A 13,430-nucleotide genomic window follows, 5' to 3' on the forward strand; every position below is an offset into this window, starting at 1 on the left:
TAAACTCAATATTTGGACTGGTTCCCAGGCTGCTAACCACAATCCAAATCAATGTTTAATTCAATTCTAATCTTATTAATAACTTCAAAACTGAAGGCAACCTATTTCAGGCAATGACATTTAGCTTTTAGCTTTTAGCTTTTAGCTTTTAGCTTTTAGCTTTTTAATGAATACAAAACCGGTAATAATTATACTTACCCTACTAGATAAAAAGACTAACAGCTAACGGCTAATAGCTAACAGCCAACAACTACTCACTCCTCAACGACCTCACCGGATCTACCATCGCTGTTTTGATACTTTGGAATCCGACTGTTAGTAATGCGATGGAGATTGCCAGCGTTGCTGCCAGGAGATAATACCACCACGAAATATCGATCCGGTACGGGAAATCCTGCAACCAGATGTTGACTGCATAGTTTGAAATCGGTAAAGCTGCTACGATCGCGATCAGCACCAGTTTAATGAAATCAAACGATAGCAATGTCGTGATACTGGCGATTGACGCGCCCATTACCTTGCGGATCCCGATCTCTTTCACGCGACTTTCCGCATTGAAAGTGGCCAGTCCGAACAATCCGATGCACGACACGAAAATGGACAATATAGCCGCCAGCGTGATCATTTCCTTCCATTTCGCTTCTGATTCATACCTTTTCAAATTACTTACATCCTCGAATTTGTATTCAAAAGGCATTAGCTTGATATGCTTGCGAAAAATGGTTTCAATGGACCTGATGGTAGCAGGAATGTCTCTTGGATTCAGTTTTGCATAAATGGTACCCAGTCTGTAATTCGGGTCCTGGGTGAGGATCAATGGCTTGATCGTGTCTTTCAATGAGGCATAATGGTAATCCCGGATCACGCCGACGATTTTCAATTTCTGCTTTTTCCATTCAAAATCAACCTCTTTCCCCACGCCATCTTTCCACCCCGCCTCTCTCACAAACGCCTCATTAACTACCACGGACTGCGTAGGATCAGACGGAAAACTTTTGGAAAAGTTACGCCCCCGCAACACCGGAATTTCCAGGGTTTTCAGAAAATAATCATCCACGCCAATGTAACCGAAACTCATATCTTTCCGGTCTACTTTGGCGACTGTTCCGTTGTAATTGCCATTAAACGATGCCACCGACTGAATTCCCGCAACACTTCCAAGTTCCGCTTTGATCACATCCATTGCTGTGTTACCGCCTCTGCCGACACTGAAACTCAGCAGGTTTTTATCATTATAGCCCAGGTTTTTATTAGTCAGATATTTGAATTGGGAATAAATGACGATGGTACCGATCACCAGGCAAACCGACATTGCAAATTGAAATACGACCAATCCTTTGGTCAGGTAATTTTTCTGGGTAAGTCTGGCCCGGTTGTAAAGAGTCTGCACCGGACTAAATCCTGAAAGAATCAATGCCGGGTAAAAACCAGCCACAAATCCGGTCATTAAAAATAATGCAAAATAGCCCGCAACAAGATTGGTATCGAGCAGATAAGAAAGCGCCAGTTCCTTGTTCGCCAGCTCATTGAATGTGGGCAAAACGGTTTGTGTCAGCACAATGGCGAGAACGAACGCCACGAATGCCAGTAGAAAAGATTCCCCCAAAAACTGGTAAACGAGTTGTTTCCGCAAACCGCCTACCACCTTCCGCACACCAATTTCCTTTGCGCGTTTCAGGGACCTCGCCACCGTCAGGTTCACAAAATTGATACAGGCAATGGTCAGAATGAAAATCGCGATTGCGGAAAGTATGTAGGAATAAATCGGGCTGCTTCCCCGGTCGAGCCCATTTCTCAGATCACCCAACTCACTGTCCAGATGGACTTCGCTGAACGGCTGAATGCTAAAAGTGATATTATTTTTGAAATCTTTCACCCCGGATTCCGAGAGCTTTTTCGCAAAAATCCGGCTCATTTTCGGGCCTACCGCAAGTGCATTTGAGTTCTTGTTCAGCAAAACAAATGTGTTCATGTAAAACCCGAGCCATTCGTTATCAGTCCAGCCCCTCGCCTCCTGAAATTTGAATGGCAGTACCGCATTAAACTGGATAGAAGAGTTTTGCGGGCAGTTTTTCGCTACTCCGGACACAATGAAACTCTCAAATGCATCTTCGATTTTCAGGTCGATGGTTTTTCCGACCGCATCTGTGGTATTAAAGTATTTTTCAGCCAGTTGCTCCGTCAAAACAATGGATTTGATGTCGGAAAGCACTGTTTTAGGATCTCCGGCGACCAATGGCATAGAGAATACCGTAAAAAAGTTAGCATCCGCGAAAACGATATTCTCATTGAGCAGATCACTGCCTTTCCGAGCCACAAACGAACTCGACTGCATTCTCACAAATTCCTTAATCTCCGGAATTTCCTGTTTAAAACCCGGCCCGTGAACCGCATTGGTGCTACCCATCGTGCGCGTTTCTTTTTCTTCGGAAACCGTCACTTTAACCCTGTATAACTGGTCGCGATTCTGCTGAAACCTGTCAAAACTGACTTCGTCTTTTGTATAAAGCACAATAAGCATGCAGCAGGTAAGTCCTAGCGACAACCCGGCAATGTTAATCAGCGAAAAAACCTTGTTTCTCGTGAGATTACGAAATGCGATTTTGAGATAGTTTTGGAGCATATTGGCGGTCGGCCGGCGGCGATCAGCTTTCGGCACTTTTATAATAAGATTATATTTAGCAACTGTATATCAATCAATTACCCCACTTTCGATTGCCGACAGCCGACGTTATTCGCTCCTCAACGACTTCATTGGGTTCATTAACGCTGCTTTGATGCTTTGGAAGCTTACGGTAAGCAATGCGATTGTGATTGCTATTCCCCCTGCCGCCAGGAACATCCACCAGGCCAGATCTACGTGATAGGCAAAATCGTTCAGCCATTGGTTCATGCCGAACCAGGCGATAGGAATGCCGATCAGAATGGCAATGATAATCAGTCTTAAAAATTCTTTCGAAAGCAGTGTGACAATATTCGTTACACTTGCACCGAGCACCTTCCGCACACCGATTTCCTTTGTCCGCCGCTCGGCGGTATATGCCGACAAACCGAACAATCCCAAACAGCCGATGATAATGGAAATCGCTGCAAACGTGATGAAGATCTGTCCTACCCGCTGCTCGCTACGGTAAACCTCATTGAAATCTTCGTCCATGAACCGGTAGCTGAATGGCTGTGCCGGCGCCATTTTCTTCCACAGCTGCTCAACCTGACCCACGGTTTGAGCCACATTACCTCCATTTAATTTAAAAACCACATTTCCATTGCTTCGGTAAAGCACTAAACTCAATGCACCGATATTTTTCTTCAAGGATTCGAAATGGAAATTTTTCACCACCCCGATGATCGTGTAGGTTATTTTTTGCTTTAAAGTTTCGTCTTCATATCCAAATATCCGTTTCCCGACGGGATCGGCGTATCCCAGCACTTTTGCGGCAGCTTCATTGATGACAATGCCGGTAGAATCAGATGGAAATTCCTCCTGGAATGGGCGGCCGTTTGCCATTTGTAACCCCATGGTTTTTACAAAATCATAGTCAACGGCCCACTTTTGCATATTGATCCCTTTGTCTTGCTGAATTTCCCCCACCGGGAAAAACGTATGATCGGTCCGGGAAGAAGGCGTTGGAAGAAAGCTTGTTACGGTGGCGCTTTCCACATTCGGGATCCGCATAACCTGTTCTTTAAAGGCCTTCACCTGATTGTTGAGTGCATAGGCATCATTCACAATCAGCATTTGATCCTTATTGAAACCCAATTTTTTGGTCTGGATAAAATTCAGCTGACGATAAATCACGCCCGTGCCCACAATGAGCATCACGGAGATCACAAATTGAAACACAACGAGCGCATTGCGCAGGTAACCTCCCTTTTCCTGTAACTCTACGCTGTTTTTCAAAACCTTTAATGGCTTGAACGCAGAAAGGAAAAGTGCGGGATAACTGCCCGCCAGCAAGCCCACAACACCACCAGTTAGAAGTATCACAACCCAAAACCACACTTCCTGCAAAGGAAATGTAACCTGCTTACTCGCCAGATTATTGAAAAACGGCAGTGCCACATAAGCGAGGACAATAGCCAAAGCAATGGAAAAGAAGCTCAGCATCACTGATTCGGTGAGGAACTGAGTGATGAGTGACGATCGTTCGGAGCCCAGGGCTTTACGTACGCCAACCTCCTTCGCCCGGTTTGCCGAACGCGCCGTGGCAAGGTTCATGAAGTTAACGCAGGCAATGGCGAGCAGAAAGGCGGCTACTGCCGCAAATATATATACGTACTGAACGTTTCCATTTACACTCACTTCTGCCGTACGGTCGGAATGCAAATGGATGTCTGTGAGTGGCATCAGGGAGTAACGGATGTAACTTCCCGACTTGCGGACTTCATCCAGGGATGCTCCCAAAAAAGCCTGAATCCATTTGCCTGTGTATTTTTCAAGAACGGTATCGAAGTTCTTCTCAAACTGCTTGGGATCCACTCCCGGGCGGAACAGCAGGTAGGTATTGAAATTATGGCTGCCCCAGGCACCTAGCCTGCTTTCTCCATACGTACTCATCGAAAGCAGCATATTCAAATCCCGGAGGTGGGACCGTGCGGGCATATTTTTCATTATGCCCGTCACTGTGTATGTTTTATCGAAGTCTACCACAAGCGTTTTACCTAATGGATTTTCAGTACCAAAATACTTGGCTGCATCTTTTTCGGAAAGTACAATTGTATAGGGTTCGACGAGCGCTTTTTTAGGATCACCTGCGATCAATGGCGATGAAAATACATTAAAAAACGTCGAATCGGCGTAATAGACGTTTTCCTCTTTCAGATTTTCGGTTGAATTGGAACGTCTCACAAGCTGACTGCCATGTTCACGTATCCGTGTAACCTGTTCAATCTGGGGATAATCTTTCTTTAATGTAAAAGCCAGAGGATCTGGTGCCACGGCCAGTTTCATATCAGCACCTCCAAACCGAATATCTGAATTGACCCGGTAAATCCGCTCTGCATTGGAAAACGAACGGTCAAAACTGAGCTCGTCGATCACGTACAGGGAAATCAGCAGGCAACTCGCCAGTCCAAGTGATAATCCAAAAATATTCAGAAACGAGTAAAACTTATGTTTACGAAGATTCCGCCAGGCGATTTTGAGGTAGTTGGTGAGCATAAAAGTTAAAAGGTTGAAGGAGGAAGGACCGGAGGAAGGGAGGATGGACTGAAGGAGGAAGGATAATTGATTAAAAAGGATCAGCAATACCTCATCCCTTTGACCTTTCTCCTTTCTACCCTTTAACCCTTCTCCTTTCTACCCTTTCATCCTCTCTAATCACTTCTCAACGACTTGACCGGGTTCATTAATGCTGCTTTTATGGCTTTGAAGCTGATTGTAAACAATGCTATGCCAATAGTAATCAGCGCGGCGGAAAGGAATATCCACCAATGCATTGGTGTTCGGTATGAAAAATTTTGCAGCCAGCTGTTCATTGCAAAATAGCCCAGCGGAATCGCTATAAGAGTCGCCAGCAATACTGGTTTAAGCATTTCCTTTGCCAGCAAGACTACAATGCTGTTCGTAGAAGATCCTAAAACTTTACGCACCCCAATCTCTTTGGTACGTTTGGCAGCCGTGAAAGATGCAAGACCGAACAAGCCCAGACATGCAATGAAAATGGCAAGTCCTGCAAAAATACTCAGAATGGTTTGCTGCCTGATATCCGTTCTATAAAGCTCGTCGAATTTTTGGTCTAAAAAAGTATATTCAAATGGATAGGATGCCGAAATACTGCTGAATACACCTTTGACGTCTGCTAATGCTTTGGTTACATTGCCAGGTTTCAGCCGCACGACTGCCACCCGGTAATCATCTCCGGGTGTGATCACGAGCGCGTCCATTTTTTCTTTTAACGAAAGAAAATTGAAGTCTTCAACCACACCCACAATCCTGCGCTTTTTTGGATCCCGGATGGTGTTTTGCAGCCATTTCCCAACTGCCTGCTCCGGCGTATAACCCAGTGATTTCGCCGCAGTCCGGTTGATCAATGCGGCTTCGGTTGTATCGGTTGAAAATTCGTGGGAAAAATCTCTGCCCGCAATAATCTTCAATCCCAATGTTTTAACATAATCGAAATCGGTAAACGATACTCTGGACTTCCAAACCAGATCATTCCGACCTTCTGCTTTCAGTGTATGCATATCGAAAAACCCGCCCGGTTCTCCTGACATAAACGAAACGGATGAAACGGTCCCGAGGTTTTCCAGCTCCGTTTTAAATGCTTTTTGATTTGTATAAATGTCATTGTTGACATTCATCACGATCGAATGTTCCTGATTGTAACCGAGTTCCATGTTTTTTACGAAGCGCATTTGCGTCATAATGATCACGGTCCCGATGATGAGGAATACGGAAATGCTGAACTGGATCACCACGAGCGTTTCTCTGAAAAACGCGCCGCCTTTTCCAAGTTTCAGTTTTCCTTTCAATGCCTGTATCGGGCTGAATCCCGAAAGGAAAATGGCAGGGTAACTTCCCGACAAAAACCCAACTATGACAATGACACCGGAGAGAAATAAATAAAGTGGCGCTGCATTCCAGGAGATGGTGAGGCTATAACCTAATAAATGGTTGTAAACCGGCATTAGCGCAATTAGCAAAAGGACAGAAAGCAGGCAGGATATCAGTGTGAGCAGAACCGACTCTCCGATAAACTGGTAAACGAGGTGGTTACGCAAAGCCCCCATGACTTTTCGCATACCCACTTCCTTCGAACGCTCCACGGCACGGATGGTCGAGAGGTTTGTGAAATTGATGCAGGCGATCAGCAGGATCAATGCGGCGATAGATAAAAATATGTAAACTACCGACTTATCTCCGTGTTTTACATTATCAAATGCAGAATGTGGTTCAAAATAAATCTCCGATAATGGAGTCAGCGACAAGCCTATTTTTGCTCCAAACCTCGCCATGTCTTTGGCCAGGTACTTATCCATGAAAGCAGGAAAACGCTTTTCTAGCGCCTCTTTGGTGACATTCTTGTCAAGTAATACGTAGGTGAAATTGTTGTTATTGATCCAGACATCGAACCATTCCTCATGTGTATAATTGGAAATGGGCATAACCAGATCAAAATCCAGGTGGGAATTCGAAGGTACATCTTTGGCAATGCCGGTAACTTTCAGCTTTAATGTTTTGTCCAGTTCAATGATCTTGCCGAGCGGATTTTCATTTCCGAAATATTTCTTAGCCGTTTTTTCGGTAAGTACAACACTTGCCGGATCTTTCAGGACCGTCGCTGCATTACCTGCCAAAAGTGGAAAAGTGAATACTGAAAAGAAGTTGGAATCTGCGATGTACAGTTTCTTTTCGGTGAATGAATTGTTTTTCAGCGTAACCAAACCGCCGGAAGGCATTACACGTACCGCCGTTTTGATCAAACCCGAAAAGTCGTTCAGCAAAGCCGGCGCATACGGACCAGATAAGTAAGGTACGCCGACCATACTCCCATTCATCTCCATATTCCGCATTACCCGGTATAGGTCTTTTCGCTGCGAATGGAATTTGTCAACGCCAAATTCATTCAGGATATACAAAAAGATCATCATGCAGCATGTAATGCCGATGGTCAGACCGAGAATGTTGATGGCAGAAAACACCTTGTTTTTGGCAAGGTTCCTCCATGCGATTTTGAGATAGTTTTTAAACATAAGACACTACCAGTTTACATGTCGATTCCTTTGCCAGGCAATTCTATTTCATTCTCAAAATCATTGATGATACGCTGGCGCTGGCCTTCTGTTTTTTCAAATGCATCTACTGTTTTTTCGTAGATATACTCTTCATTGTTTTTCATGAAGCGGTATCTCAAAAACATTTCTCCTGACTCAGGATTATATTTGACGTGTTTGGTAAACCCCTTTTCATCGGAACTCACCGACGCCGGGACCGGAGGTTTTGCCTGATAAACTGGGTCTGCATTTACCTCCACAGAAGAAAAATCCATTGATTCCTGCGGCTCGGGAGGCGAGGGTATGGCAGGGCAGGGCTTGGTGCGCGGTTTGGGTGGTTCTGGCAATTGCATATTACCGGAGCCGATCGAATCCAGAATTTTATCCCGCAATGCAATGCGTTCTTCCTTACTCATATCCGCGACGTCAAAGGATTTATCAAAGCTGATTTCCCTTCCGTCGATTGTTCCCGTTACCTGGATCGACAAAGTCTTTCCGTCATCGTCAATGCTTCTGCTCAGATTGGATTTCTTTTGCGCGATCGCCAGCGTACTCACGCCCGCCAGCAGGATTGTAAGGATTTTTTTCATGGTCGAATTTGGTATGGTTGTTAGCTGTTAGCTGTTAGCTGTTAGCTGTTAGCTGTTAGCTGTTAGCTGTTAGCTGTTAGCAAGTTTTTGCATTACTAAGGAGTTCCAGCATTCCATTCTAAAAAAGCTAAAAGCTAAAAGCTAGTCGCTAAAAGCTAAAAGCCAAAAGCTCCCCCTACACATGCACTTTCTCCGTAACGATCTTGCCGTCAAACAGATTGACGATGCGGTGAGCGAAACCGGCGTCGTATGGGGAGTGAGTTACCATCAGAATGGTCGTTCCCGATGCATTTAGCTGGCTCAGCAGGTTCATTACTTCTTCTCCGTTTTTGGAGTCAAGGTTACCTGTCGGCTCATCCGCAAGTATTGTTTTTGGGGTAGCTACAACGGCACGGGCGATGGCGGTACGCTGCTGCTGCCCACCTGAAAGCTGTTGTGGAAAGTGGTTGCGGCGGTGCATCATGTTCATGCGGGTCAGCGCGGCTTCTACTTTCTCTTTACGTTCTGCAGGAGGAGTTTTGAGATAAAGCAATGGAAGTTCCACGTTTTCATAAACGGTAAGCTCGTCGATGAGGTTGAAGCTCTGGAAAACGAAACCAATGTTTCCTTTACGGATCTGTGCACGCTGGCGTTCAGACATTTTCGCAACTTCTGTTCCATAAAACTCATACGAACCTTCACTTGGATTATCAAGCAGTCCGAGAATGTTGAGCAACGTGGATTTTCCGCAACCGGAAGGTCCCATTATCGCTACAAATTCTCCGTCCTTGACATCCATGTCAATTCCGTTCAAGGCAGTGGTTTCCACTTCTTCAGTAGAAAAGACCTTGTGCATGTTGGCAATTTTGATCATTGGCTTTAAAGTTTTGGAGGAAAGGGAGAAAGGAAGAAAAGGGATAATTTAATATCATTACACTTATTTCAATCACCAATCCTAATTGTTATGTCAAAAGTTGAAAAATTTGAAGATTTAAAAGTCTGGCAGGACGGCCTGTCATTATCCATCCTTGTATATGAAATGCTTCACGACTGCAAAGATTTTGGCCTCAGGGACCAAATGTGTAGAGCCTCTGTTTCTGTTCCTTCCAATATTGCCGAGGGTTTTGAACGTCATTCTAATAAAGAGTTTATCCGGTTTTTAAGAATCGCTAAAGGATCATCAGGTGAATTAAGAACTCAAATCTTTATTGCCATCGGAATAGGTTTGATTACGTCAGAAAAAGGGAACGATTTGATATCCAAAAGTCAGATTTTATCAGCAATGATTCAAAATCTAATCAAAACCAGAGAATCAAATTTCTAAGAGATCAACTCCTAAAAAATAAACAACACTCAACGTTCCTCCCTCTCCCCCATTCTCCTCCATCCTCCCTCTCCTCCATTCTCCTTCCCTCCCTCATTCTCCATCCTCCCACTCTTCCCCTCCCCCCCTTTCCCTAAAATTCCAGCACCTCATTATCCCCGAAGTTCTCATACGAACTGGTGATTACTTTTTCGCCTGGTTTCAGGCCTTCCAGTACTTCGAAATATTCGGGGTTCTTGCGGCCCAGTGTGATGCTGCGTTTTGCGGCGCGTTTGCCGTCTTCTGAAAGAACATATACCCAGTTGCCGCCTGTTTCAGAGAAGAAGCCGCCGACTGGAAGCAAAGTAGCCTGCGAAGGTTGACCAAGTTGAACGCGGATCGGTGCGGACTGTCCTCTTTTAATCAGTTCAGGGGCTCCTTTATCGAAATCCATATCTACTTCAAATCTTCCGCTCAAAACCTCGGGATATATTTTAATGATTTTAAGTGCATAATCCTTTCCATTGAATTCCATGGAACCTGTCAGACCTGCGAAAATCCGTGAAATATAGTGCTCATCCACGCTGACACGCATTTTAAACCCATTCAAGTCATCGATCTGACCGATATTCTGGCCCTGGTTGATGTTTGACCCTACTTCCACATTCATGGAAGACAACAACCCGGAAACCGGAGCTTTAACTACAAGGTTGTCAAGAGTTTGCCTCCACAGACTTACGTTTTTCTGCGTGCTTTGCAATGTCTTTTCAAGCTGGGAGATCTGCATTACAGCGTTTTCTTCCTGGTATTTCTGCGATTCGATTTCGATCTCTCTTTGTCTTACCAGCTTTTCATAATCCCGTTTTGTTTTAAGAAAATCCGCGTCCGGGATCACTTTATCTTTGTAAAGTTTTGTATTTCGTTCATGCGCATCTTTCGCCTGATCGATCTGGAAATCCAGGTCACTTAATGTTTTTTGCAGCGTAAATCGTGCAATTTTCAAGCTCTGACGGGTATTTTGCAGATCATTAACCAATCGGCTTGCTTCTGTTTCTGACTGCAGGAAGCTCAGTTTCAGGTTCTGGTTTTCGAGACGGAGCAGGATATCACCCTGTTTTACCATATTACCGCCTTCAATCAATTTCTCTGTCACATATCCACCCACGATCGCATCCAGCTGAATGGTTTTCAATGGCTGCACAACGCCGGTCACGACAATGAATTCATCAAATTTCCCCTGACTGACGGTTGACACCGTGAGCTTGTCCTGTTCTACATTAAGCTTGCTTCTTTTATCTGCGAAAAAGAATTGATATACTAAAAAAGCAACCAGCAGCGTACTGCCTGCAATGATTCCGATCCGCTGCGTTGTCCAGAATTTCTTTGGTTTAATCTTATCCATAGACGAGCCGCCGGTGAAACCGTTATTATTTGTTGCGTTAGGTGTCCTGACTTCCATTATATGTTTTTATTGAGATTCGCTTTTGAACTTTCATACACTTATCCAATCCCTGTGCCACAGAGACGAATCGAGTACAATAGTCTGAATATCAACTTCATTACATAATCTAAAAGCGCTCTAAATGTTCGTTATCGGACATTTTTGTTCGGCTGCGGACAGGATTTTTTTTAGCCTTAAAAAGTTAAAATAGTGACTTTTTAACTTCCTATAAAATTATATTCAAATTACATATATTATCTTTCCAACTTTCAATCACCGCTGCCTGAAGGCAGCGGCAATTTCAGAACAGCCATGCAACTCTCCGAAGCCAAAATCCTGATCATTGACGATGATGTAGACGTTCTCAGCGCAGCAAAACTGCTTTTGAAACGACATGCAAAAACGGTTGACATTGAAAAAAATCCTCAGAAACTGCCTTTTCTGGTGACGAATGGCGATTACAACCTCATCCTCCTGGATATGAACTTCACACGCGACGTGAATAGCGGCCGGGAAGGTTTTCATTGGCTCGATCGCATTCTGGATATTAATCCGGCTTCAAAAGTGATCATGATTACCGCTTATGGCGACATCGAAATGGCGATCCGGGCGATTAAAGCCGGCGCAATTGATTTTGTTTTAAAACCATGGGAAAATGATAAGTTACTCAATACCATTGCAGTAGCTCTCGAAGGGAAAGACAAGCCGGTTCCTGTGCCGGAAGAAAAAGTAAAAGAAGATCAGAAGAAAGGCAAATCATCCTCGGAAGCCATCGTCGCGTCGAGCGATATCATGCAGCAGGTACTGGCCACCGCTGAACGTGTAGCCGCTACCGATGCCAATGTGCTTATCTTAGGTGAGAACGGTACCGGTAAGACCCAGCTCGCCAAACACGTACATCAACATTCCAAAAGAGCCGATAAACCGTTCGTTGTCGTCGATCTCGGTGCATTGAGTGAATCTCTTTTCGAAAGTGAGCTTTTCGGGCATGTAAAAGGTGCATTCACCGATGCAAAAGAAGATCGTGCAGGCCGATTCGAGGAAGCAAAGGGTGGTACCATTTTTCTGGACGAAATCGGGAACCTAACTCTGTCCCTCCAGGCAAAGTTGCTGACCGTGATCCAGGAACGAAAAGTAACGCGGGTAGGCTCTAACAAACCGATCGCGCTGGACGTAAGGCTCATTTGCGCGACCAATATGAATATTGAGAAAATGGTGGCCGACAAGTCATTCCGCCAGGATTTGCTTTACCGCATCAATACCATCGAGCTCGACCTCCCCGCACTCCGCGACCGTCCGGAAGACATTGGTGCGCTGGCTGATTTTTACCTCAAACAATACGCCAAGAAATACAACCGTCCGGTGAATGATATCAGCAGCGCATTGATCAAGAAAATGCAGCAGTACAATTGGCCGGGAAACATCCGGGAATTGCAGCACGCCGTTGAGCGCGCTGTTATTTTATCACAAGAAAAAACGCTTCAGCCTGACGATCTCTTCCTGAAAAGTTCTGGCGGCCAACCAGCCACGGCAACGGGTTTTGACCTGGAAGACATGGAAAAAACCATGATCGTGAAAGCCATGAAGCGGTTCAATGGCAACATCACCGACGCCGCCCGCGAGCTGGGCCTGAGCCGTGCAGCGCTCTACAGACGAATGGAAAAATACGGTTTGTGAGCGTCACCAAATGTGGTAAACGAGTGAAAACTGGGTTCCGCGCAGTGCGTACGAATAGTAGTCGGGGTAGAGCACAAAAGTAGACCAACTGTAATTGCTTGCGTAAACCAGTCGCCCTGCAAAATAACGTACACATTCCACGGACAGATGCCTGCCGATTCCGACACCGATCCCTGCGAAAAAATTCAACTGCCGATCCAGTTTTTTATTCGGTTCCAAATCAAAGTCAGCCTCGGCTTTATCGAAATCCACAGTGGCAGTTTCAGAACTTCTGAATTCGTTATCAAACGAACCATTCAGTAAACGATTGGGCATTATCCCAACCTTAACATACGGTTTTATTGTTTTTGTAAAGGGGGAAAACTGCAATGCCACCGGTATTTGTACCCGCTGAAATACATTATCAAACCTTACTGTATTGACGATCCGGCCCGGGCCAGTGGTATTAAATGTCATAGTCGTGACCCGCTCGTCGCGGATCTGCTGCCATTCCAGATCGACGGTTGCAGTGAAGTATTTCAAAAAACGATAGCCTCCCCGGATACCGAAGCCATAATTCACACCTGGCTTGTATGCATCGCTGACATCGGAACTGGTGTGAAATACCTTGCTGCGCCCGCTGGTTCCTACTCCTGCTTTCAGACCAAAAGTCCATGGAGAATGTTGCGCAAAACAATCCTGAACACTGATTAAAATCACAGTCACTAGTAGCAATCGTTTCATA

At 45.0% G+C, this 13,430-nt stretch carries 9 protein-coding genes; 2 read left to right on the forward strand and 7 right to left on the reverse strand.

Annotated elements, in window-relative coordinates; genetic code table 11:
* Positions 1 to 250: 250 nt before the first annotated feature.
* The 5 genes from LZG72_RS26395 to LZG72_RS26415 form a co-directional block, all read right to left on the reverse strand.
* Positions 251 to 2,623 (reverse strand): ABC transporter permease, encoded by a 2,373-nt coding sequence (locus LZG72_RS26395; RefSeq protein WP_233878148.1) that lies wholly within the window; start codon positions 2,621 to 2,623, stop codon positions 251 to 253.
* Between the two features lie 108 nt (positions 2,624 to 2,731).
* Entirely contained in the window at positions 2,732 to 5,161 is a 2,430-nt protein-coding gene (locus tag LZG72_RS26400; protein WP_233878149.1) for an ABC transporter permease, read from the reverse strand.
* Positions 5,162 to 5,316: 155 nt separating this feature from the next.
* Complete coding sequence (locus LZG72_RS26405; protein ID WP_233878150.1) at positions 5,317 to 7,695, reverse strand: ABC transporter permease; 2,379 nt, start codon at positions 7,693 to 7,695, stop codon at positions 5,317 to 5,319.
* Positions 7,696 to 7,709: 14 nt separating this feature from the next.
* Positions 7,710 to 8,306: a hypothetical protein gene (locus LZG72_RS26410; RefSeq protein WP_233878151.1), complete on the reverse strand. Its 597-nt coding sequence runs from the start codon at positions 8,304 to 8,306 to the stop codon at positions 7,710 to 7,712.
* A 175-nt stretch (positions 8,307 to 8,481) separates the two neighbouring features.
* Complete coding sequence (locus LZG72_RS26415; protein WP_233878152.1) at positions 8,482 to 9,159, reverse strand: ABC transporter ATP-binding protein; 678 nt, start codon at positions 9,157 to 9,159, stop codon at positions 8,482 to 8,484.
* Positions 9,160 to 9,249: 90 nt separating this feature from the next.
* Between LZG72_RS26415 and LZG72_RS26420 the strand changes: the two genes are divergently transcribed.
* Positions 9,250 to 9,609, forward strand: coding sequence for a four helix bundle protein (locus LZG72_RS26420; RefSeq protein ID WP_233878153.1), 360 nt, complete (start codon positions 9,250 to 9,252; stop codon positions 9,607 to 9,609).
* Positions 9,610 to 9,742: 133 nt separating this feature from the next.
* On the opposite strand, the gene LZG72_RS26425 is transcribed toward LZG72_RS26420, so the two are convergent.
* A complete protein-coding gene (locus LZG72_RS26425; RefSeq protein WP_233878219.1) occupies positions 9,743 to 10,990 on the reverse strand; it encodes an efflux RND transporter periplasmic adaptor subunit in 1,248 nt (415 codons plus the stop codon).
* A gap of 351 nt (positions 10,991 to 11,341) precedes the next feature.
* On the opposite strand from LZG72_RS26425, the gene LZG72_RS26430 reads away from it, so the two are divergent.
* Positions 11,342 to 12,706, forward strand: coding sequence for a sigma-54 dependent transcriptional regulator (locus LZG72_RS26430; protein WP_233878154.1), 1,365 nt, complete (start codon positions 11,342 to 11,344; stop codon positions 12,704 to 12,706).
* Between the two features lie 3 nt (positions 12,707 to 12,709).
* Here LZG72_RS26430 and LZG72_RS26435 read toward each other — a convergent pair whose 3' ends face one another.
* The gene (locus LZG72_RS26435; RefSeq protein ID WP_233878155.1) at positions 12,710 to 13,429 is read right to left on the reverse strand and encodes an outer membrane beta-barrel protein; all 720 of its coding nucleotides are present in this window, start codon (positions 13,427 to 13,429) and stop codon (positions 12,710 to 12,712) included.
* Position 13,430 lies beyond the last annotated feature (1 nt).

This window comes from Dyadobacter sp. CY323, from assembly GCF_021390245.1.
GTDB lineage: Bacteria > Bacteroidota > Bacteroidia > Cytophagales > Spirosomataceae > Dyadobacter.